This is a genomic window from Legionella bozemanae (assembly GCF_001648595.1).
Taxonomy (GTDB): domain Bacteria; phylum Pseudomonadota; class Gammaproteobacteria; order Legionellales; family Legionellaceae; genus Legionella; species Legionella bozemanae.
In genome coordinates, this window is sequence record NZ_LBAW01000011.1 from 41,307 (window position 1) to 61,905 (window position 20,599).

Here is a 20,599-nt window from a genome sequence, read left to right on the forward strand (position 1 = left end):
TAACAAAAAAACATTTGAATAAATAGGATTAAACACCTCATTTTTTTTTTCGATCCGGGGTATACTTCTACTTTTGGCTATAACCGGAAAAGAGAATATGCCTGAAAATTGGGTTGAAATAAAAAATTTAGTCTTCACTCGTGAAAGCCGTCGCATTTTCAACGGCATTGATATGGTGGTTAAGCGAGGTAAGATTACCGCAATTATGGGGCCTAGTGGTTCTGGAAAGACCACTTTATTGCAGTTAATTGGTGCTCAGCTAAGGCCTGACAGTGGTTTTATCCACGTCAATGGTCAAAACATGCATCTATTATCTCGTAGAGCTTTGTATGAGGCCAGACGCAACATGGGTTTGCTTTTTCAAAGTTCTGCTTTATTCACTCATCTTTCCGTGTTTGATAATGTGGCATTCCCTTTGCGAGAACATACTCAATTAAATGAATCGATGTTGCGTGACATCGTATTGATGAAACTTGAAGCGGTTGGATTGCGGGGGGCTGCTGCTCTTATGCCTGCCCAATTGTCAGGCGGAATGGCCAGGCGAGTTGCTTTAGCTCGTACTATAGCACTGGATCCAGAGCTTATGATGTATGATGAACCATTTACAGGACAGGATCCGATTTCTCTAGGTGTTTTAGTTCGTTTAATCAAAAGGTTAAATGAATTATTGCATACCACAACAATCATTGTCTCACATGATGTCGAAGAAACCTGTTCTATAGCAGATTATATTTACCTTATTTCTGGTGGACACATCATAGGGCAAGGAACTCCCGAGGAGCTTATTCAAACATCTGAACCTCAGATCAAACAGTTTATGCATGGAGAAGCAGATGGAGTTGTTCCTTTTCATTATCCAGCCAGATCGTATATAGAGGAGCTATTAGATGCTTGAGTTCATCATGCGTATTGGTAACCGTAGTTCGCGGGTTTTGCAAAACCTGGGAAATTCCGGGTTATTTCTGTTCTTCATGTTGTTTAGACGACCAGGCATTGCAAAGCTTTGGCCTTTGCTGCGTTATCAAATCCATTTTGTTGGTGTTTTGTCGTGTTTGATTATCGTTGTTTCTGCTTTATTTATTGGTATGGTTGTGGGTTTGCAGGGTTATAATACTTTGCAAAAATTTGGTGCATCAAGTCAATTAGGTCAATTATTGGCCTTGAGTATCTCAAGAGAACTTGGACCGGTAATTAGTGCCTTATTGTTTGCTGGGCGTGCGGGCTCAGCTTTAACTGCTGAAATTGGTTTGATGAAAGCAACAGAACAGTTATCCAGTATGGATATGATGGGAGTTGACCCTTTAGGCAGGGTTATTTATCCTCGTTTTATAGCGGGTTTTATTACCTTACCTCTTTTGGCGTTAATTTTTTCTGCTGTAGCTATTTTTGGAGGTTATTTTATCGGTGTTCACTGGTTAGGTGTGGATGCTGGAAGTTTTTGGTCCAATATGCAAGCAGCAGTGGATTTCCGTATTGATGTACTCAGTGGTATCATTAAAAGTTTAGTTTTTGCTTTTGTTGTAACCTGGATTTCTGTATTCCAGGGGTTTGAATGTGTGCCTACTGCAGAAGGTATTAGTCAGGCGACGACTAAAACAGTAGTTTATTCATCGCTTGCTGTATTAGGACTGGATTTTTTGTTGACCGCAATGATGATTGGAGATTGGTAAATGAGTAAGCAACGTTATGTAGATTTCAGTGTTGGCCTATTTATGTTGCTTGGTATATTGGCTTTGTTGGTCATGACGATGAAAGTGAGTAGTTTTTCTGGCCTTATGTCTCATGACAGTTATGAGGTAACTGCTGATTTTACCGATATTGGTGGATTGAAAGTGCGGGCACCTGTTACCGTGGCGGGGGTTAAAATTGGGGAAGTAACTCATATTGATTTGCAGCCAGGAGAACTTAATGCAAAGGTAACTATGCGCTTGCGTAGTGATAAGAAAATACCTTATGAAGATGCTTCAGCGCGAATTTTGACAGAAGGGTTACTTGGTTCCAATTATATTAGTATTGTCCCGGGTTTTGAGGATGATGACGACAAAGACCATCCTTATTTGCGAAATGGAGATGTGATTGGAAAGACTCAAGAAGCAATTATTCTTGAAAATTTAATTGGTCAACTACTATTTAACATTAAAAAATAAGGTCAGAACATGAGAATAATAAAAACAATTTTATTCGTTGCCAGTGTGATTTTATCTCCCATGATAAATGCCTCGCAAAACTCTCCTATACCTATGTTAGAGCAAACAGCCAATAATATCATTGCGACCCTAAAAGAAAATAAAGCCAATTTAAAAAGCAATCCCAATATTGTTTATCAGGCTGTAGAAACCAATTTACTTCCTATTGTTGATGTAGCAGGTATGTCACGTTCTGTTTTGGGAAGGCAAGCATGGAGTAAAGCAACAAATTCACAAAGAGCGCAATTTTCCAAAGCGTTTACACGTTTGGTGATCCGTACTTATTCTAGCCCTTTGGCACAATATACCAATGAAAGCATACAATTCCTGCCTTTAAGAGGCTCTCTGAATTCCCGATTTTTGCGAGTTAACAGCATTATTGTTCGGGCCGAAGGTCAAAATATTCCATTATCTTATAGCCTTGTTGCCCAAAATGGTCAGTGGAAGATTTATGATATCAGCGTTGAAGGAGTAAGTTTGTTGCAAAGTTTCAGGTCGCAATTCGCTGCAGCCTTACAAAACTCCAGTATTGATGAGGTCATCAAGTTAATGGAAAAAAAGCAACTTAAAAGGGCTTCCTAATGGTGAATCACGTTTGTTTTAAACCGGGTATTGATCTTACATTTAAGTCAGTTGTTGCAGTGCGAGCAAAGCTCTATGAGGCTTTGATGGAGGATAAAAGTGACCGATTCAGTCTGGATTTAAGTGACGTGAAACATTGTGATAGTGCAGGTTTAGCATTACTTATCGAGGCTAGAAAGTTATGTAAAAAAAATAATAAATTTTTTGAAATCATTGGAATACCTGATGAAACGCAATCTTTAGCTGAATTTTGTGGCGTGAAACGAATTTTGGAGGCCGTATAATTTTTTTATAATTTTTCTAAGAGGAATTTCCAATTTTTGGAGAGTGGTTACTTTTTTTAGGATTATAAATTGTAGCCTGGGTGAAGGTGCGAGCCATAACCCGGGTTTTCTTTTTTTATTGGGATAACAGACCTTGGGAAATGCTGGTGCTTTCACCCTAAATGTATTTGTTGTCAAAAGTTGTATTTATTTCAATTTGTGAGCTAATTTTAATGATAAGTAATGAAGAAATAGAACAAAAGTTTAAAGCCATTGATGATGTTTTTTACATCAAAGTGGAGGGGGATGGTTATCAATATCAGATAACTGTAGTAAGTGATGTCTTTTTAAATAAATCCAAGGTAGCCAGACAGCAGTGGGTCTATGCGCAACTGAAAGAGTTAATTACCACTGGTAAGCTTCACGCAATTAGCATGAAGACGTGGACAAAAGAAGAATGGGGAACGCAAAATGGATAAATTATTAATAAATGGTGGTAAGGCACTCAATGGTGAAGTAGTTATTTCAGGAGCAAAAAATGCTGCTTTACCCATTATGGCTGCAAGTTTACTTGCAAGAGATCATGTCACCATTTCCAATGTGCCTCATCTCAAAGACATAACTACCATGATGGAATTACTCGGTCAATTAGGTGCGCAATTAATTGTTGACGAGAAAATGAATGTCCAGGTCGATGCGAATCAAGTTAATGAGTTTGTTGCTCCTTATGATTTAGTTAAAACCATGCGCGCTTCGATTTTAGTTTTAGGGCCTTTGCTTGCTCGGTTTGGTAAGGCAGATGTATCTTTGCCCGGAGGTTGTGCTATTGGGACAAGACCCGTCGATTTGCATTTAAAAGCGTTGAAGACTATGGGTGCAGATATCACAGTCAAAAATGGCTACATCAATGCCCGTTGTAAACGTGGCCGTTTGCAAGGAAAGCGTTTGATGTTTGATACAGTCACTGTGACGGGTACTGAAAATGTACTCATGGCAGCTACTCTTGCTGAAGGTACAACAATTATTAAAAATGCAGCCCGTGAACCTGAAGTAGTGGATTTAGCCAATTTTCTAATTCAAATGGGGGCAAAGATTTCTGGTGCTGGAACTTCAATAATTGAGGTTGAAGGTGTGGAATCTCTTTCAGGCGGGACTTATTCTGTTATGTCTGACCGAATTGAAGCAGGAACTTATCTTGCTGCTGGGGCCCTAACACGAGGCCATGTTACTGTAAAAAGAGTACGACCTGATACTTTACTATCACAGCTATGTAAGTTTGAAGAAGCAGGTGCGGAATTAACCATAGGGGAGGATTGGGTTAGTCTTAATATGCACAATCAACGCCCTCAGGCAGTAAATATTTCTACAGCACCGTACCCAGCTTTTGCAACAGACATGCAAGCTCAATTTATGGCAATGAACTCAGTAGCAGTTGGTTCTTCAACTATCGTTGAAACTATATTTGAAAATCGTTTTATGCATGTGCAGGAGTTGCAACGCATGGGGGCGCAGATTCAACTTAATGGAAACACAGCAATAATTAATGGCGTTGAAAAATTAAACGGCGCCCCTGTTATGGCAACAGATTTACGTGCTTCAGCCAGTTTGATTTTAGCTGGATTAGTTGCAGAAGGTGAAACATCGGTTGAGCGTATCTATCATGTAGATAGAGGATATGAACGCATAGAAGAAAAATTATCTTTATTGGGTGCTGACATCAAGCGAGTTTCTGACCGGTGATTACTAAAGAAGAACTGTCGTTATACCTGCATCAATTGTTAGGCTGTGAACGATACAATGATTATGCTCCTAACGGAATGCAAGTTGAAGGCAAAGAACAGATTAGTCGAATTTGCACTGCAGTCACTGCATCTGAGGACGCAATTTCTCAAGCTATTGCATGGAACGCAGATGCATTACTCGTTCATCATGGTTATTTTTGGCGTGGTGAAGCGCCAGTGATTACAGGAATGAAACGGCAACGAATTTATAATTTGTTATGCAATAAATTAAATTTATTTGCCTACCATCTTCCTTTGGATTGTCATCCTGATCTTGGAAATAATGCCTGCCTGGCCAAATTATTTGAAGTGGATATGGTACACATGCATAGAGCAGGTGGTACTGATAATCTACTGTGGTCAGGAAAGTTAGCTCAAACGATGAAACATGCAGAATTTACTGAGTATTTAACAAAAAAATTAAGACGCACCCCTTTATTCATCTCAGGCAGTGAAAAGCCGATCACGCATATTGCCTGGTGCAGTGGGGGCGCCCAGGATTTTATCGAGGACGCATTTCGTTTAGGTGTCGATGCTTATATAAGTGGGGAAATATCCGAACGAACTTATTATCAAGCAAAGGAATTAGGAGTTCATTATTATTCTTGTGGACATCATGCAACGGAGCGTTACGGTATTCAGGCTTTAGGTAAGCATCTTGCTTCTCAATTTGAGTTAGAGCATCTATTTATCGATAGTGATAATCCTATTTAGGGTCTCTGGAACGCTATATTTGGCTCATCTTGAACGAAAAAATACGCTGAGAAAACCAACATACATCAGCATGTAAGCCTGAGAGCTCGTCAGTTTTTTGCTAAGAACCCCATAAATACTCTATTTTATTACTACGTCCCGCGGCTTGTCCCTGAGAGAACACGCGAAACTTGAATGTCACTTTATATTTTTAAATGAACTATATTCAACCCTCTACGTACTGCGCTTTATGTGCGGTACGTAGAGGGTAAATTTCGCGGGGATCGCTCAGGGCTTGTACGCGGCACATAGAAAAAGGATAATGAAACCATGACGATACCTCATGGCAACAGAGCCTGGCTAAAAATTAAAAAATGTAGCCTGAGTGAATGCTAAGCCTTTCTGATGCTCAATCCACCCGGGCTACGTTAATTATCCAGCTAGTGATGTACATCTAAAGGCTCTATGTCACCTACAGTAAATGTAGGTCCATGATCACCTGGCTCAAAGCTGTTTGGATTTGGGTTATCCAGAACATCCAGTTGAATACTGACACCATCTAGTGGGTAGTTTTTTATTAAATCTCTCCCCATTGCAGTAGCGAGAATTTCCCAAAATACTTCTGCAGGAAATTCCACTGTAGGCTCCATATACTTTAAAACAGCCGTACGTAATACCCGATAGTCAGGATATTCACTATTTGGTAATTTTTTCTTGTAAGCATAGCGTACATAAATAGTAACTGTTTGTCCTGATTGTCTGCTTGTATGATATTCAGGGATGGCAAATTGAAAATAATTCTTTTCAATATGATTTACGTTATCGGTTGATGCCCATAAAGATGTAGGACAATAAGAAATTACCATAATTAATAAAATGGCTTTAAATAAATTTTTCATAAAAATTCTCCAATAATATAACCGGCTAATGATTAAGAAATCATCAGCATCAGTATTTAAAAACAGAGGGGTTAACTATTAGAAAATGAGCGTGGTGGCTTATAGATTCGTGTTTTAAATCCAGAGCAGAGAGATAAAAGATATAGAGAAAAGGAGAACAAACCAATAAGTGAAGAGGTTTTTGATAAGCTCAATTCAGTTGGTATTACATATGTTTGGCTAAAATTACAGCGAATAGATGTAGAAATAGGAGATTTTTGTAAACATTGATTTGTAGATCCCGCAACTGTAGTTGTAACAGGATTAGAAACAACGTTTTTGTTGCTCATTGTAGTATATGGGAGCAGTACAAGAAGTATCGCAATAAAAATAAAAAAATTTTTCATGGTCATTATTTTATCAGATTAACCATAAAAAAATAACTATTATTTAAAAATGAATGAAGCTAGATGTGCTACATTTAATAAATCAATAGTGATTTACCTTATGTTACTCTTGTACCAGTAGGCGTCATAGGCTAACATGATTTGATAATCGCTAAAGGATTGTTTTAATGATCAATTTTAGTTACTTTATGTTTTTAGTTTTTTTATTTTGTTCCTTTTCGGGCCAAGCAAATACAACTGAAAAGCACAATAAAGCTTTTCGAAACTTCTGGCATCCTACTTATCTAGGGGAGCGTCTGGATTATTGTACCGTAGATGGTAAGGAATGTGGCAAAATCGTAGCAGATCATTATTGCCAAATGCTAGGTTATGATTATTCCAGCGATAATGAAATAGCCTACAATATCGGGTTAACACATTATTTATCAACCAGTCAAAGCTGCAAGGGCTGGCGTTGCAACGGATTTATGACTATTGTTTGCGCTACGGACTTATCTCATACCCCTCCAAAACCTTACCACTATCGGGAAAAGCGTTTTGCCGCCCCTCGTTTTAACGATTATCGTGTGGATTGGTGTTATGACCACAAGCAAGGTTGTGGTTCACGGGCAGCTAATTCTTTTTGCAATCGCATGGGATTTATGCAGGCTAAGTATTTTGTGAAAGAAACCCAGGTAAGTGCGACTAAAACAATTGGTAGCCAGGAATTGTGTTTCGGGAATCAGTGTAATGCTTTTCGATTAATCGTGTGTTATCGATAGGTTAATTATTGAAATCTTTCCTCGATTTAAGGGAGAGAATGATGGTGGCAAGTATATAAAACTTAAGGATAAGTTTATGAGTATTAATGACAAGGTTCTTATCATTGATAATAATGAAAGTCGTTGCGGCAAGTTGTGCACAATACTGGATTTTATCGGTGAATCTACTGAAGTCAGTAAGTATAGCGCGTGGCGCCTTGCTGATATAAGTCCCGATGTTATTCTTCTTGGTGCAAGTGAATCAATTCAGGAAACTATAAATGAGTTGGATTCTTTGGTAAACAAGTTTGCTAAAGTTCCAATTATTATGGTTGGTCAAAAATTAAATAATACCCAATGCCTATTGCGCAATGTTGTTTCTTGCCAGCCATTTCCATTTACTTATGCTCAAATAATGGAATCTTTGCATCAATGTCAAATTGCTAAAGAAGCAGTAAAATCCATTATGATTAGCAATCATAAAAATCCTTTATTACGTAGCTTGGTGGGTAACAGTGCCAGCATTCGGAATGTTCGTCGATTAATAGAGCAAGTTTCTGATACTGAAGCAAGTGTTTTAATCCTTGGGGAATCTGGAACAGGTAAAGAAGTAGTCGCACGTAATATCCATGCTCTGTCATCAAGAGGTATGAAACCTTTTATTCCAATTAATTGTGGCGCTATTCCAGGAGAATTGCTTGAAAGTGAATTATTTGGCCATGAAAAAGGTGCATTCACTGGTGCAATTACTTCGCGACAAGGACGATTTGAATTAGCAAACGGAGGGACTTTATTTCTTGATGAAATAGGGGATATGCCTTTGCCCATGCAGGTAAAATTATTAAGAGTGTTGCAAGAACGTTGTTTTGAGCGGGTGGGATCTAATAAAAGCATCGATGTGAATGTAAGAATTATTGCCGCGACACATAGAAATTTGGAAGAAGCGATTAAGGAAGGAAAATTTAGGGAGGATTTATTTTATAGGCTTAATGTATTTCCTATAGAAATGCCTCCTTTAAGAGAGCGGACAGAGGATATTCCTCTGTTATTTAACGAATTGATCGCACGCATTGAGAGCGAAAACAGGCCAAGTGTACGTTTAATGCCGGATGCGATGACTGCATTAAGCCAGTACAGTTGGCCAGGTAACATCAGAGAATTGGCTAATTTGGTGGAACGACTCACTATTTTGTATCCTAAAGGAATTTTGAATAAAGAAGATTTACCACAAAAGATACGTGGTGAATATGCCCCCCTATATGCAGAATCTGATACTTCCAATTCTGAACGAGAGGCTTTATTAGAGGTGATGAATCCGGAGCAGATTTTCACTGCAGAAGGCATAGACTTAAAAGAACATCTGGTAAAAACTGAGTTAGCACTGATTAGTCAAGCATTAAATGAATCAGATTGGGTAGTGGCTCATGCTGCAAGCTATTTAAATATGAGACGTACCACTCTGGTTGAAAAAATGCGCAAATACGGGCTTACTCGCCCTGAGCGGGTTTGAGCAAAAGGTAATTCAGATATTTAAAATAGGCCAGGACTATACATATAAGTCCCGGGTTCCACTGTGTTTCATCTGAATCTTCTACACAACTCACCGAAAAGCCATATTTGGTACATCTTGGGTGAAATAGTCTCAACAAATGCTCACATAGTTATCTATGCTGCGCTTTTTGAGAACCACTTTCACTCAATCTGGACTCAAATCTGACTTTTCCCCAACAATCTTGACTTGTGACTAAGAGACAGTTGTTTCACTCAGGCGTAACGTAATCAGATAAAATATTTATTGTTTGGTGTTATCAGTTTTTGATTCTTCTTCTGATTCTTTTTTTGATTCTTTAGGTTCAACTATTTCAATAGTTTCAACAACTTCAGTAGTCTCAATGGTTTCAATAGGTTCGCTAGGTTTAGCCGGTTCAGCAGCCGCTTTATTTTCCTCCACAGGTTTTTGGGGTTTGGCTTCTTCAGCTGGTTCTACCTTTGTTTGTTCTGCTTCTTCTGCTTGTTGTGCTCTATTTTCTTTATAGTTATGAACGATTTCACCAACGCTCTTTTTAATATCTGTAAATAACTTGCTTGTCATTGAAGCTAACTCTTTGAGATCGGGTAGTTTCGATTTAAAGTCACTCATGGCTCACTCCATTTTGTAATATAAGTTAATTATACACCATTATCTAAAATTCATCCGCTCAGCCCAGTATTTTGAATATTAAGGTTTTTTATTATTCATCGTTTTAATTCACCTGCTGAATTTGATGTGTTAACCCCATGGGTGCATAAACCGCATCGCTGGCTTAAGTAATTTATTGGCTAGAGATGTTTTGGATGGAACGGTTAGTTTGAATGTTTTATAGCGTGCAATTTTTTCTATTATATAGTCATCACTTGTGCATAATTTATCTACGAGATTCAGATCAAAGGCATCTTTGGCTAACCAGTGCTCTCCTGTAGAAACTTGATCTATATTGAGTTGTTCTCGATGTTCCGCTACATAATTTCTAAAAGCAGCATGTATCTTTTCCAGATCATCCTGAGCTTTTTTTCTACCTTTTTCAGTATTCTCACCTAAAAGTGTTAGAGTGCGTTTATATTCTCCAGCGGTTAATAGTTCCACATCAATATCGTGTTTTTTAAGCCAACGATGAAAATTAGGGATTTGGGCTACTACACCTATAGAGCCAATAATTGCAAAAGGAGCAGCAATGATTTGATTGGCTACACAGGCCATTAAGTAACCGCCACTGGCAGCCATTTTATCGATACTTACAGTCAAAGGAATATTTTTATCACGAATACGTTGAAGCTGTGAAGCAGCCAGCCCATAACTATTAACTATACCTCCAGGACTATCCAGGCGAACTAAAACTTCATCTCTAGGCTTTGCAGTACAAAGAATTGCAGTTACTTCATCCCTAAGTTGTTCTACCTGAGAGGCTCTAATATCGCCGTGAAAATCAATAACATAAAGCGTGGGTTGTTCTTCTTTATTTTTTTTCTTTTTGGGTGTTTTTTTGCCAAGAACTTCTTTGTTCATTATGGATATGATATGATCATAATGTTTATTTAGAGATGTAACCTCCAGTTTAGGCTTTGGTTTACGGCTCATAGAAAAAAAACCTGCAACTACGACTAGGCAGGCAATAACTATTGTTACTGACTTTAAAAGAAACATACCGTATTGACTTAAAAATTCCATTGCTAACCTTAAAAAAAATAAAAACAAATTATGGCGATCAATAAGGCAGTTCGCAAGAGCCCAATTAAGTAGAAAGAAAATTAGTTGTAAAAAATAGGAGTATTATTTATGCCATCAAATGAAAAATTAAGGCAAAAAAAATTCAGAACTTGCAGTATGCTGCACTTATTCTAATTAGCATTTTGGGTAAGTCGATAGAAAAAGATGCGTCCGAAGGAATTTTTAGAATATCTGGAGGCAAACCTCTTATGGATTCTAAAATCGCTGAAATTCAGAAAGGCAAGATGGATTTTGCTACCCTGACACAGCTTGAGCAAGCAGCTTTACTTAAAGCAGTAATACGCGAATTGCAAAATATAGGAGAGCCTTTATTTAGCTATGAGAAATTTGATAATTTAAAAAAAGCTCAAGAACAAATACATGCAACTCAAAAGGAAAGGGGAGCGTCCTTCGATAAAGCAACAAGTGAATATAATGACCTAAGAAATCATCTATTCAATGAAGGTTCAGATATCAATAAAAAAATTGCCTTTCGTTTACTTGTTCTGTTAAATAATGTATCAGCAAAACCTAAAGCAAAAATGCCCGCAGCAAATTTAGCTATCGTAATGGCTCCAAATTTATTAAAAGTTCCTTCCAGCATACCTCTTCAAGCTCAGGGTTTAATTGCTCTGTCTATGAATGGAATTTGTACTGATTTGATTGAAAAGATTCGTGAAATTATAAAACCAAATCTTTATTTGCAAGGTACTCATTATGAAGCCGAAGTAAGAGATCCCTCCGAAAATAGATTCCATATTTTCAATGCAGATGGTAATAAATTAGGTGGAGAGTATAAAGGCCTCAAAGGTGATTATTTAAAAAGCAGAATTTTGTTAAATTTTAAAAGCCAACTTGAAAAAGCCACTTCAGAAAATATTGATAACGTAGTAGGGACGTTAGAAAATAGTCCGAAACATAATGTACTCGCTACAAGTCAAGGATTTACAACTTGGTTTTTTAATCGCGATACCTCTTCGATAAAAGCATTTAGAGAAATGGTTGCTGAGCGAAGAAGTGATTTAGAATTTGAGAAGGGTTTAGCAATGAATTAAAACTTGTTTTGTTTTTTAGTTCGAGTACTATTTCTTTATTAAGCGTAGCCTGGATTCAGCGAAGCTGTCTCTTAACCATATCTCTGCCTACGCCCCGCGGCTTGTCCGCGGGACGTCGGAATAGAGCTGAGCTGATTTTTCAGGGATGTATAGGAGATTCTGCTGCGCTGAACCCAGGCTACTTAAATACTAACCAAAGAAGTGTATCATTTCCTATGCTTGATGTGATTAACCTTGATTTTGATTATCAGGATCAACCTTTATTAGATAAAGTAAATTTTCATTTGCCCGCAGGAGGATTGCTTCATTTGCGGGGTAGAAATGGTGCAGGCAAGACGACCCTATTAAAACTAATTGCCGGTTTATATCATCCGCTTCAAGGTGAAATTCAATTTTTTGGACAAAATATAGCCAGGGACCACTCTGCTTATCAACGTCAAGTATGTTTCGTAGGTCACAAAACAGGTATTAACCCTAATTTAACTTTAAAAGAGAATTGCTTTTTTGATCTTCATTATGCTTCCTCATCACGCAGTATAAAGAAAGAAGTGCATAATAACTTAGAAGAGCTTGCTTCAATTTTTAAACTCGAACACCACCTCGATGTTCCTTGCAGCTTATTATCCGCCGGACAACGCAGACAAGCAGGGTTGCTGCGCTTGTGGTTCTCTAATGTCAAATTATGGCTTCTTGATGAGCCTTTAATCGCGTTAGATGATAAGGCTATTACATTAATTATGGATAAAATAGCAGCTCATCGAAAACAGGGTGGCTCAGTTTTATTAACTTCTCACCAGCAATTACCGCTAAATCCCTCTGATTATGAGGAGTATTGTTTGTGATTTCTTCCTTTTCCTTATTTGCCAAACAATGCAAACGTGAATTGCTTATTCAGGTGCGTCAAATTCGTTTTTTAGTGAATTCATGTCTATTTTTCTTAATTTTTATTTTTATGTTTCCCCTGACTCTAAAGCCGGAAGCTGTATTGCTTAAAACCATAGTTCCTGGTTTAGTCTGGATGGCGATACTCTTGTCTTTTTTGCTCTCTTCAGAGCGCTTATTTCAACAAGATTATGAACATGGTGTCATCGAACAATGGATTGTTTCCGGTCAATCTTTGCCCTTGTTGGTTGGTGCAAAAATCATTGCTCATTGGTTATTTAATTTATTGCCTTTACTCATTTTATGTCCTGTGGTTGCTTTATTATTTTCATTGAGCGTTTGGGAAACAGAGGTGCTTGCACTTACTATAATTTGTGGCACCCCAGCGTTACTGTTTCTTTGTGCTTTGGCCGCTGCATTTGGAGTTGGAGTTAACCAGAAGGGGCTTTTGATGGCTTTAATTTTATTACCGCTAACCCTGCCTTTACTTATCTTTGGAAGTGGCACTTTAAATATAGCCATGCAAGGATTGCCAATTAGCGCCTATTTAGCTTTATTACTTGCAATGTCTGTAGTTGCTACAGGATTTTTACCCTATGCAATTGCCGGGGTGATGCGTATCAGTCATGTTGAATAAGGTCTGTTTCCATCTCTACTAGCTTGGTCAAAATGGTCCGATTTTCTGCGTTCCGATGCTCACATACTCCGTGTATGCTGTGCTTTAATACTCGAAAATCAGGCCATTTTGGCTCAAGCTCGGGAAATGACAACAGACTTTAAGTGCTTCCGGGTTTTGCGAATAGGGGGATACGTGTTAAAATCCGCTTTTTTTGATTTCAATTATTCCTATGTGGAAATTATTATACCAACTGGCTTCGCCTAAGCTTTTTTATAATTTTACTGGACGCTTTACTCCAATTTTGGCAGGGGGTGCTTTAGTTACTTTAGTTGTTGGTATAATTTGGGGATTGGCATTTACCCCGCCTGATTATCAACAAGGTGACGCATTCCGCATTATTTACGTGCATGTACCCAGTGCTTTTTTGTCCATGATGCTCTATGCCTGGATGGGTTTTCTAGCTGTATTGCTTTTGGTTTGGCGTATTAAGATAGCAGGTCTTTTAATTAATATTGTTGCTCAAGTGGGCCTTAGTATGGCTTTTCTTGCATTGGTAACTGGAAGTATTTGGGGTAAACCCATGTGGGGTGCCTGGTGGGTTTGGGATGCTCGTTTGACTTCTGAATTAATTCTTTTATTGCTTTATGCTGCGATTTTGGCAACCCACTATGCAATAAAAAATAAAGACAATGGAGATAAAATTATTGCTATCTTAACTTTAGTAGGAATTATTGATTTACCAATTATTCATTATTCAGTCTATTGGTGGAATACTTTGCATCAAGGCTCTACTTTGTCAGTCTTTGCCAAGCCCAAGATTGATGGAAGCATGTTATATCCTTTATTGTTAACCATAGCTGGATTTTTTTTATACTGTTTGTGGATTATTTTAGAGAAAGCACGTCAAGAATTATTGCTTAGGGAAAAGAGGCAAGCTTGGGTCAAGATTCAATTTGAAGGGGAATTTAAATGAATCAATTTTTAGAGTGGCTGACAATGGGTGGATACTCAATTTATGTCTGGCCGGCTTATGGTTTGGTTTGTGTTGTTTTAGTAATAAATTTATTAGGTATGAAATGGAAAGGAAAACAGACACGTCAAAAATTACAACAATGGTTTAAGCGATAAAAATGATTCCAGCACGCCGACGCAAGATAATGATTTTAGTATTTACCCTGTCTATTTTGTCCACCGCTGCAGCACTGGTTTTATATGCGCTGAGACAAAATATAAGCTTGTTCTATACTCCTACCCAGGCTGTAGCGGGTGAAGCCCCACAACAGCATAATATTCGTATGGGGGGGATGGTTGAAAAGGGTTCTATTATTCGCTCGAAAAAGGGTTTGGATGTTGTATTTAAAATAACCGATTTTAATCAAACCATTACCGTAAAATATACGGGTATTCTTCCAGACTTATTTAGAGAGGGGCAGGGAGTAGTTGCTGAAGGGCAGCTGCTTGATAATCAACATTTTCGTGCCTCACAGGTATTGGCGAAACATGATGCGAATTATATGCCGCCGGAAGTGAAAGCAGCTTTATCCCAAAAGGTACATTCATGATTGCAGAATTAGGGTTTTTTTCTTTGGTTTTGGCTTTGCTTTCTTCCATAATGCTTGCATTAATTCCACTCGCAGGATTGCAATTGAAACGAAATAATTGGATAGATGCTGCAAGTACTTATGCAGTCTGCCAGTTCTTCTTTATTGCCTTATCTTATCTTTTCCTCACGTGTTGTTTCTTAAATGATGATTTTTCGGTAATTTACGTACTCAGTAATTCCAGCATTAACTTGCCTTGGTTTTATAAACTCTGTGCGGTTTGGGGGGGACATGAAGGTTCCATGCTGTTATGGGTCTCTATTCTGAGTTTTTGGACGTTGCTGGTGGCTTTTTGCAGTGCGGGTTTGGATAAGGAAATGCGTACTCGTGTTTTAGTTGTTCTTGGTTGGTTAGGCATTGGATTTATTCTTTTTTTGCTGACTACATCTAACCCTTTTTTACGCCAATTTCAAGTTTTAGATACCCAAGGTCGTGATTTGAATCCCTTATTGCAAGATCCGGGTTTTTTATTTCATCCGCCAATGTTGTATATGGGGTATGTCGGTTTTTCTGTAGCTTTTGCCTTTGCCATTGCAGCACTTTGGTCAGGTAGAGTAGAAGCCAGTTGGTCCAAGTGGACTAGACCTTGGACATTAGCTGCCTGGTGTTGTTTAACGGCTGGGATTACTTTGGGAAGCTGGTGGGCATATCGTGAGTTAGGCTGGGGCGGATGGTGGTTTTGGGACCCGGTCGAAAATGCCTCTTTTATGCCTTGGTTAGTAGGTACTGCTTTGTTGCACTCTTTGGCGGTAACTGAGCAGCGTCAACAATTTAAAGCATGGACTATGTTGCTTGCAATTGCAGCTTTTTCTTTAAGCTTAATAGGTACTTTTCTTGTGCGTTCTGGGGTTTTGACCTCAGTTCATGCATTTGCTGTAGATCCACAGCGCGGATTATATATTTTAGGATTTTTATTATTTGTTATTGGTGGCTCTTTGTTATTATTTCTTTTTAGAGCTCAAACCTTACATTCAAGCAGCAACCCCAGTCCTTTTTCCAGGGAAAGCGCTTTATTATTAAATAATGTTTTTTTAGTAGTAATTATGCTCACTGTTTTAATGGGAACGGTGTATCCATTACTTGTTGAAGGTTTAGGCCTGGGTAAACTATCTGTCGGAGCCCCTTATTTTAATGCTGTATTCGTCCCTTTAATGATTCCTCTGTTGCTATTAATGGGAATTGGTATTCATTTAAAATGGAACAGAGATCATTGGCAAAGTGTATTAAAAAAACTTTGGAAAACAATTGTTCTTAGCTTCTTAATTCCTTTGGTTTTATTAATTACTACCACTAAAGAATTTAATAGTTCAGCTTTTATGGGATTAAGTCTGGCTTTTTGGGTGATTTTAAGTACATTTCAAGCTGCTTATAGACGGATTTTTGATCGTGGTTTATATAAAGTAGGGCGAGCTTTTTGGGGAATGATTCTCGCACATTTGGGAGTGGCAGCTACGGTAATTGGTATTGCAGTTTCTACCGCGTATGGTGTGCAAGATGATGTACAAATGGAACCTGGAAAAAAAGTATCTTTACTTGGTTATTCTATTGAATTTATGCACCAGGAACCATTAAACGGACCAAATTATAAAGGAACTAAAGCTCAATTTAAAATAAATTATCAGGGCAAGAGCAAGCTGATTTATCCTGAAAAAAGGCTTTATACAGTGGGGCAAATGGCTATGACTGAGTCCGCAATTGATGTAACGCCGTTTAGAGATATTTATGTCGCTTTAGGTGAGCCATTAACTGATAGTTCCTGGTCTGTAAGACTTTATTATAAGCCCTTGATTCGTTGGATTTGGGCTGGTGGTTTTATGATTTTGGCAGGTGGTTTTTTTGCACTGACAGATAGACGATATTATCAAAAAAGGCAGCAAGCAATAATTGGTGCCCAGGAGTTGAAGGCATGAAAAAAATAGGATGGAAAGTGATTCCAATTACTCTTTTTTTGCTGCTTTGTGTTTTTCTTTGGCGTGGTTTGTCCTTAAATCCGCATGAATTACCTTCGGTGCAACTTGGGAAGCCATTACCTCACTTTAGTCTGCCTGAATTACATCATCCGAATTCTTTTTTTAGCTCCACTCAATTACATGGCCAGGTGGTTTTATTAAATGTTTGGGCGAGTTGGTGTGCAGCATGTGTCGATGAGCAGGTTTTTATGTTGCAATTGGCGCGTGAAGGAGTGCTAATTTATGGGTTGAATTACAAAGACAAATCATATGATGCTCTCCGCTGGCTGAAGCAATGGGGAAATCCTTATAAGCGAGTCATCCAAGACCAGGACGGAAAAGTTGCTATCGATTTGGGTGTTTATGGCGCACCAGAGACTTTTGTGATTGATAAAAAAGGAATCATCCGTTATCGACATGCTGGAATTATGACTCAAGAGATGTGGCTAAAAGAGATTTCGCCTTTAATGAAACAGTTGGAGCAGACTTCATGAGAATAGACCTCTTTCGAAACGCCTCTGCAAAGGGTGCTTACTTCATCGATACGGTGCTCGAATCCTCATATGACTTCATGTCTTCTCGTTTTGTTGCAAGTTTCGGGAGAGTTCTAACATATTTTATTTTTTTGGGGTTTTTGCTTTTTTTAGGTTCGTCAGTTTGGGCAAACAGTACTTATCCTTTGGATTCTGCTCAAAAGGAAGCTCAATTTAATCATCTGCTCAAAGATTTGCGTTGCCTGGTTTGTCAAAATCAAGATTTGGCAGATTCTAACGCTGAACTGGCTAAAGATTTGCGTAATCAGGTTTATCAAATGGTGAAAGAGGGTAAGAGCGATAGTGAAATCAGTGATTATTTGACTGCTCGTTACGGAGATTTTATCCTGTTTAATCCACCGGTTAAAGCTGTAACTCTTTTATTGTGGTTTGGACCTATTTTATTTTTACTCTTGGGATTTGTTATTTTCTGGCGGACTTGTTTTGGAACGCGAGAGAAGGAATATGCATAATTTAGTGAGTTTCTTATGAATGAATGGTGGTTACTGGGATTATTAGCAGGTTTGACTGGCTTAGCCTGTATGTTCATGGTTTACCCATTCCGACGCCGTTTTATCGCCAGCCTATTGCTGGTTCCTGTTGTCTTTTTAGGCGCATTTACAGGATATTTTTATTGGGGTGGTTTTGGAGGATGGCAAGAGTATGTCCATCATCTTAATTCCCAGAAACAGGCTAAAAAAATATTGGAATCGATTAAAAGTCCACAGGAATTAATTGAAAAATTGCGTGCAAAATTGGATGAAACCCCAAAAAGTGCTAAAGGTTGGTATCTTTTGGGACGTTTGTACAGCAGCCAAAATGAAAAACAAAATGCTGCAGATGCTTTTGCAAAAGCATATCAGTTTAATCCAAATGATGAACAATATGCAGTGAACTATGCGCACAGTTTGTGGGTACTGAATAATCAGCAATTTACTGAACAGATCACTGAAGTATTTAGCCGATTATTAAAAAATAATCCAAATCAGCCCGATGCATTGGCGATGCTCGCGATGGATGCTTTTGTAAGTCATGCGTATGAAGATGCAATACGTTATTGGCAACGTTTGTTAAAACTGGCTCCAGAACAATCAGAAGAAGCTCAAGTAATTCGGAAAGCAATTGCAAAAGCTGAAGAGCATCTGAGGTTAAAAGATAAAAATCTGGAGTGATTTTGCTGTAGAGTACATTATAATCTTGAGGTCCCCATCAATTTTTGATTTTATCTAAGCGTTTATCAATAGTACAATTTCAATGATGCTAAAAGGCTGTCATCTCTGTGTAGACACGGATCCATCTTTCAAAATGGACCATAGCGAGTAAGTTGAGTCGTTCGACCCAACAAAATTTGTTCCACAATCCACTTATTGCATTGATGTTTTTAAAATAGTTATTCATACATCCAATTAATCGGCGCCTCTGATTTAATAGGGTGAGCGTGTTCAGTTATGAGATTTGATTCATTACTTTCGGGATACAAAACATATCTTTTTGTAATGCAATTAATTTTAAATCTGCTAGTCTATAAATAGGCATCAGAATTATAAGGAGAAAATGATGTATAAGAGGGTATTGTTTGCTACTGACTTTGACGAAGTAGGTGTTATAGCAGCGCATAAGGCAAAAAAAATTGCTGATGAGAACGGCGCTGATTTGATATTAGTTCATGTCGTAGAACCCATTCCTGCTTATGCTTATCCTGGGTTTGCCGGATTTGCTGAAGTTGAATTATCTATTCGCGAGCAAGCTGAAAAAGAACTCAATGAATTGGGTGAAAAGTTAGGGGTAGATGCAAAACACCGATTTATTGAATTTGGCTCCACTAAAAATGAAATTTTAAGGGTCGCACAAGAGCGACATATTGATTTGATTGTTACGGGGAGTCATGGCAAGCATGGTCTTTCCTTATTATTGGGTTCAACAGCAAATTCCATTTTGCATGGCGCTGAATGCGATGTTTTAATTGTCCGATCCATACCTGAGAAACATTCTAAAGCGTAAGAATCAAGTATAAAAATGTAGCCTGGGTGCAGCGAAGCGTAACCCGGGTTTATATTAATTCTGTTTATCCAGGTTCACTTGGCTTCGTTTGGCTTATAAATGCTTCTATTTTAATAGTTTGTTTCAACTCGCTTACTATTTCTCAACGGAGCAGAAAACAAGTATACTACTGGGTTTCGAGTTACACGATTGAATTACTTATGAAATTGTTGCGCGGCATTCAACATTTTTCTGCGTTTGATAAAGGCGTGGTCGCTACTATTGGTAATTTTGATGGCGTGCATTTAGGGCATCAAAATCTTATTAGGACTTTAGAAAACAAAGCAAATGATTTAAAGTTACCTTTAGTCCTAATTCTATTTGAGCCTCAGCCTAGAGAATATTTCCAACAAGAGAAAGCTCCAGCAAGACTTTCCAGTTTAAGAGAAAAATTGGATGTATTACGCTCATATCAGATTGATTACATATACTGTTTTAAATTTAATAATAGCTTAGCGCAAACTTCTGCAGATGATTTCGCACGCACTTATTTGTTTTCTACGCTCAATGTGAAATATCTCTTGGTAGGTGAAGATTTCCGTTTTGGCAAAAATAGAGAAGGCGATGTGAGCTTGTTGAAAAAGCTTGGTTCGGAATATGCCTGCGATATAAGCATTTATTCAAATTTTTGTATTAACGAAAATAGAATCAGCTCAACACGAATTAGAACGGCATTGCAACATGGCGATCTGAATACAGCAGCAAAATATCTAGGTAGACCTTATAGTATTTGTGGTCGTGTATTACATGGAGACGGGCGTGGGCGACAGTGGGGTATTCCTACGGCAAATCTGGCGTTGCATCGCTATTCTTTGCCTTTGCAGGGAGTATTTGTAGTTCGAGTTCGAATTGCTTCGCAAATGGTGTATGGGGTAGCGAATATTGGACGTCGTCCTACAGTAGATGGCAGCAAAAATATTTTGGAAGTGCATTTATTTGATTTTGAGCGGTCAATATATGGTGAATTGATGCAGGTGTTTTTCTTGCACAAATTGCGCGATGAGGTTAAATTCACTTCGGTGGAGGCTTTAATCGCACAGATTTATGATGATATTGCAGCGGCAAAGGAATTCCTCAGGAATTGTAATGAAAAGGCCTCTGTATCAATGTTGGGAATAGATTTGAGTGCAGGTTGAATGAAAAACA

At 38.2% G+C, this 20,599-nt stretch carries 25 protein-coding genes; 22 read left to right on the plus strand and 3 right to left on the minus strand.

Annotated elements, in window-relative coordinates:
• Positions 1-97: 97 nt before the first annotated feature.
• The 8 genes from A8O27_RS09750 to A8O27_RS09785 all read left to right on the plus strand — a co-directional run bounded on the left by A8O27_RS09750 (position 98) and on the right by A8O27_RS09785 (position 5,526).
• Positions 98-895 carry an ATP-binding cassette domain-containing protein gene (locus A8O27_RS09750; protein ID WP_058458162.1) on the plus strand — a complete coding sequence of 266 codons (798 nt, stop codon included), beginning with the start codon at positions 98-100 and terminating at the stop codon, positions 893-895.
• Entirely contained in the window at positions 888-1,670 is a 783-nt protein-coding gene (gene mlaE, locus A8O27_RS09755; RefSeq protein ID WP_058458161.1) for a lipid asymmetry maintenance ABC transporter permease subunit MlaE, read from the plus strand. The genes A8O27_RS09750 and mlaE overlap by 8 nt, the downstream gene beginning before the upstream one ends.
• Positions 1,671-2,147: an outer membrane lipid asymmetry maintenance protein MlaD gene (mlaD, locus tag A8O27_RS09760; RefSeq protein ID WP_058458160.1), complete on the plus strand. Its 477-nt coding sequence runs from the start codon at positions 1,671-1,673 to the stop codon at positions 2,145-2,147. It abuts the gene before it with no gap.
• Between the two features lie 9 nt (positions 2,148-2,156).
• Positions 2,157-2,768 carry an MlaC/ttg2D family ABC transporter substrate-binding protein gene (locus A8O27_RS09765; protein WP_058458159.1) on the plus strand — a complete coding sequence of 204 codons (612 nt, stop codon included), beginning with the start codon at positions 2,157-2,159 and terminating at the stop codon, positions 2,766-2,768.
• Positions 2,768-3,052 carry an STAS domain-containing protein gene (locus A8O27_RS09770; protein WP_174223911.1) on the plus strand — a complete coding sequence of 95 codons (285 nt, stop codon included), beginning with the start codon at positions 2,768-2,770 and terminating at the stop codon, positions 3,050-3,052. Before A8O27_RS09765 ends, A8O27_RS09770 begins: the two co-directional genes overlap by 1 nt.
• Before the next feature lie 212 nt (positions 3,053-3,264).
• Complete coding sequence (locus A8O27_RS09775) at positions 3,265-3,510, plus strand: BolA family protein (protein WP_058458158.1); 246 nt, start codon at positions 3,265-3,267, stop codon at positions 3,508-3,510.
• Entirely contained in the window at positions 3,503-4,771 is a 1,269-nt protein-coding gene (murA, locus tag A8O27_RS09780; RefSeq protein WP_058458157.1) for a UDP-N-acetylglucosamine 1-carboxyvinyltransferase, read from the plus strand. The genes A8O27_RS09775 and murA overlap by 8 nt, the downstream gene beginning before the upstream one ends.
• The gene (locus A8O27_RS09785) at positions 4,768-5,526 is read left to right on the plus strand and encodes a Nif3-like dinuclear metal center hexameric protein (RefSeq protein ID WP_058458156.1); all 759 of its coding nucleotides are present in this window, start codon (positions 4,768-4,770) and stop codon (positions 5,524-5,526) included. Before murA ends, A8O27_RS09785 begins: the two co-directional genes overlap by 4 nt.
• A 419-nt stretch (positions 5,527-5,945) precedes the next feature.
• Here A8O27_RS09785 and A8O27_RS09790 read toward each other — a convergent pair whose 3' ends face one another.
• Positions 5,946-6,404 carry a hypothetical protein gene (locus A8O27_RS09790; RefSeq protein WP_058458155.1) on the minus strand — a complete coding sequence of 153 codons (459 nt, stop codon included), beginning with the start codon at positions 6,402-6,404 and terminating at the stop codon, positions 5,946-5,948.
• A 553-nt stretch (positions 6,405-6,957) separates the two neighbouring features.
• On the opposite strand from A8O27_RS09790, the gene A8O27_RS09795 reads away from it, so the two are divergent.
• Positions 6,958-7,551, plus strand: a complete 594-nt coding sequence (locus A8O27_RS09795) for a hypothetical protein (protein ID WP_058458154.1) — start codon at positions 6,958-6,960, stop codon at positions 7,549-7,551.
• A 76-nt stretch (positions 7,552-7,627) separates the two neighbouring features.
• Positions 7,628-9,040 (plus strand): sigma-54 dependent transcriptional regulator, encoded by a 1,413-nt coding sequence (locus A8O27_RS09800; RefSeq protein WP_058458153.1) that lies wholly within the window; start codon positions 7,628-7,630, stop codon positions 9,038-9,040.
• Positions 9,041-9,322: 282 nt separating this feature from the next.
• On the opposite strand, the gene A8O27_RS09805 is transcribed toward A8O27_RS09800, so the two are convergent.
• On the minus strand, positions 9,323-9,670 hold the full coding sequence (locus A8O27_RS09805; RefSeq protein WP_058458152.1) for a hypothetical protein: 348 nt from the start codon (positions 9,668-9,670) through the stop codon (positions 9,323-9,325).
• A gap of 129 nt (positions 9,671-9,799) precedes the next feature.
• Positions 9,800-10,735: a protease SohB gene (gene sohB / locus A8O27_RS09810; protein WP_058458151.1), complete on the minus strand. Its 936-nt coding sequence runs from the start codon at positions 10,733-10,735 to the stop codon at positions 9,800-9,802.
• A gap of 182 nt (positions 10,736-10,917) precedes the next feature.
• On the opposite strand from sohB, the gene A8O27_RS09815 reads away from it, so the two are divergent.
• The 12 genes from A8O27_RS09815 (at position 10,918) to ribF (ending at position 20,589) form a co-directional block, all read left to right on the plus strand.
• Positions 10,918-11,829: a RhoGAP domain-containing protein gene (locus A8O27_RS09815; RefSeq protein WP_160116285.1), complete on the plus strand. Its 912-nt coding sequence runs from the start codon at positions 10,918-10,920 to the stop codon at positions 11,827-11,829.
• A gap of 215 nt (positions 11,830-12,044) precedes the next feature.
• Positions 12,045-12,671: a heme ABC exporter ATP-binding protein CcmA gene (ccmA, locus tag A8O27_RS09820; protein ID WP_058458149.1), complete on the plus strand. Its 627-nt coding sequence runs from the start codon at positions 12,045-12,047 to the stop codon at positions 12,669-12,671.
• Positions 12,668-13,348, plus strand: a complete 681-nt coding sequence (ccmB, locus tag A8O27_RS09825; RefSeq protein WP_058458148.1) for a heme exporter protein CcmB — start codon at positions 12,668-12,670, stop codon at positions 13,346-13,348. The genes ccmA and ccmB overlap by 4 nt, the downstream gene beginning before the upstream one ends.
• A gap of 196 nt (positions 13,349-13,544) precedes the next feature.
• Complete coding sequence (ccmC, locus tag A8O27_RS09830; RefSeq protein ID WP_259293086.1) at positions 13,545-14,303, plus strand: heme ABC transporter permease CcmC; 759 nt, start codon at positions 13,545-13,547, stop codon at positions 14,301-14,303.
• A complete protein-coding gene (gene ccmD, locus A8O27_RS09835) occupies positions 14,300-14,458 on the plus strand; it encodes a heme exporter protein CcmD (protein WP_058458147.1) in 159 nt (52 codons plus the stop codon). Before ccmC ends, ccmD begins: the two co-directional genes overlap by 4 nt.
• A gap of 2 nt (positions 14,459-14,460) precedes the next feature.
• Complete coding sequence (gene ccmE, locus A8O27_RS09840; protein ID WP_058458146.1) at positions 14,461-14,892, plus strand: cytochrome c maturation protein CcmE; 432 nt, start codon at positions 14,461-14,463, stop codon at positions 14,890-14,892.
• Positions 14,889-16,841, plus strand: a complete 1,953-nt coding sequence (locus A8O27_RS09845) for a heme lyase CcmF/NrfE family subunit (protein WP_058458145.1) — start codon at positions 14,889-14,891, stop codon at positions 16,839-16,841. The genes ccmE and A8O27_RS09845 overlap by 4 nt, the downstream gene beginning before the upstream one ends.
• Positions 16,838-17,374, plus strand: a complete 537-nt coding sequence (locus A8O27_RS09850) for a DsbE family thiol:disulfide interchange protein (RefSeq protein ID WP_058458144.1) — start codon at positions 16,838-16,840, stop codon at positions 17,372-17,374. Before A8O27_RS09845 ends, A8O27_RS09850 begins: the two co-directional genes overlap by 4 nt.
• A 77-nt stretch (positions 17,375-17,451) precedes the next feature.
• Positions 17,452-17,886, plus strand: a complete 435-nt coding sequence (locus A8O27_RS09855) for a cytochrome c-type biogenesis protein (RefSeq protein ID WP_058458186.1) — start codon at positions 17,452-17,454, stop codon at positions 17,884-17,886.
• Between the two features lie 15 nt (positions 17,887-17,901).
• Positions 17,902-18,585 (plus strand): tetratricopeptide repeat protein, encoded by a 684-nt coding sequence (locus A8O27_RS09860; RefSeq protein WP_058458143.1) that lies wholly within the window; start codon positions 17,902-17,904, stop codon positions 18,583-18,585.
• A 385-nt stretch (positions 18,586-18,970) separates the two neighbouring features.
• Entirely contained in the window at positions 18,971-19,414 is a 444-nt protein-coding gene (locus A8O27_RS09865) for a universal stress protein (protein ID WP_058458142.1), read from the plus strand.
• A gap of 200 nt (positions 19,415-19,614) precedes the next feature.
• Positions 19,615-20,589, plus strand: coding sequence for a bifunctional riboflavin kinase/FAD synthetase (ribF, locus tag A8O27_RS09870; RefSeq protein WP_058458141.1), 975 nt, complete (start codon positions 19,615-19,617; stop codon positions 20,587-20,589).
• The last annotated feature ends 10 nt before the right edge of the window (positions 20,590-20,599 follow it).

What these genes read in the sequence shown, in the direction of transcription:
- A8O27_RS09850 (WP_058458144.1), top strand. Translation starts at nt 16,838, where the DNA reads ATGAAAAAAATAGGATGGAAAGTGATTCCAATTACTCTTTTTTTGCTG.
- ccmD (WP_058458147.1), top strand. Translation starts at nt 14,300, where the DNA reads ATGAATCAATTTTTAGAGTGGCTGACAATGGGTGGATACTCAATTTAT.
- A8O27_RS09750 (WP_058458162.1), top strand. Translation starts at nt 98, where the DNA reads ATGCCTGAAAATTGGGTTGAAATAAAAAATTTAGTCTTCACTCGTGAA.
- ribF (WP_058458141.1), top strand. Translation starts at nt 19,615, where the DNA reads ATGAAATTGTTGCGCGGCATTCAACATTTTTCTGCGTTTGATAAAGGC.
- ccmE (WP_058458146.1), top strand. Translation starts at nt 14,461, where the DNA reads ATGATTCCAGCACGCCGACGCAAGATAATGATTTTAGTATTTACCCTG.
- A8O27_RS09805 (WP_058458152.1), bottom strand. Translation starts at nt 9,670, where the DNA reads ATGAGTGACTTTAAATCGAAACTACCCGATCTCAAAGAGTTAGCTTCA.
- mlaD (WP_058458160.1), top strand. Translation starts at nt 1,671, where the DNA reads ATGAGTAAGCAACGTTATGTAGATTTCAGTGTTGGCCTATTTATGTTG.
- A8O27_RS09860 (WP_058458143.1), top strand. Translation starts at nt 17,902, where the DNA reads ATGAATGAATGGTGGTTACTGGGATTATTAGCAGGTTTGACTGGCTTA.
- A8O27_RS09795 (WP_058458154.1), top strand. Translation starts at nt 6,958, where the DNA reads ATGATCAATTTTAGTTACTTTATGTTTTTAGTTTTTTTATTTTGTTCC.
- A8O27_RS09865 (WP_058458142.1), top strand. Translation starts at nt 18,971, where the DNA reads ATGTATAAGAGGGTATTGTTTGCTACTGACTTTGACGAAGTAGGTGTT.
- A8O27_RS09775 (WP_058458158.1), top strand. Translation starts at nt 3,265, where the DNA reads ATGATAAGTAATGAAGAAATAGAACAAAAGTTTAAAGCCATTGATGAT.
- sohB (WP_058458151.1), bottom strand. Translation starts at nt 10,735, where the DNA reads ATGGAATTTTTAAGTCAATACGGTATGTTTCTTTTAAAGTCAGTAACA.
- A8O27_RS09765 (WP_058458159.1), top strand. Translation starts at nt 2,157, where the DNA reads ATGAGAATAATAAAAACAATTTTATTCGTTGCCAGTGTGATTTTATCT.
- A8O27_RS09855 (WP_058458186.1), top strand. Translation starts at nt 17,452, where the DNA reads ATGTCTTCTCGTTTTGTTGCAAGTTTCGGGAGAGTTCTAACATATTTT.
- mlaE (WP_058458161.1), top strand. Translation starts at nt 888, where the DNA reads ATGCTTGAGTTCATCATGCGTATTGGTAACCGTAGTTCGCGGGTTTTG.
- A8O27_RS09790 (WP_058458155.1), bottom strand. Translation starts at nt 6,404, where the DNA reads ATGAAAAATTTATTTAAAGCCATTTTATTAATTATGGTAATTTCTTAT.
- A8O27_RS09770 (WP_174223911.1), top strand. Translation starts at nt 2,768, where the DNA reads ATGGTGAATCACGTTTGTTTTAAACCGGGTATTGATCTTACATTTAAG.
- A8O27_RS09845 (WP_058458145.1), top strand. Translation starts at nt 14,889, where the DNA reads ATGATTGCAGAATTAGGGTTTTTTTCTTTGGTTTTGGCTTTGCTTTCT.
- ccmA (WP_058458149.1), top strand. Translation starts at nt 12,045, where the DNA reads ATGCTTGATGTGATTAACCTTGATTTTGATTATCAGGATCAACCTTTA.
- murA (WP_058458157.1), top strand. Translation starts at nt 3,503, where the DNA reads ATGGATAAATTATTAATAAATGGTGGTAAGGCACTCAATGGTGAAGTA.
- A8O27_RS09800 (WP_058458153.1), top strand. Translation starts at nt 7,628, where the DNA reads ATGAGTATTAATGACAAGGTTCTTATCATTGATAATAATGAAAGTCGT.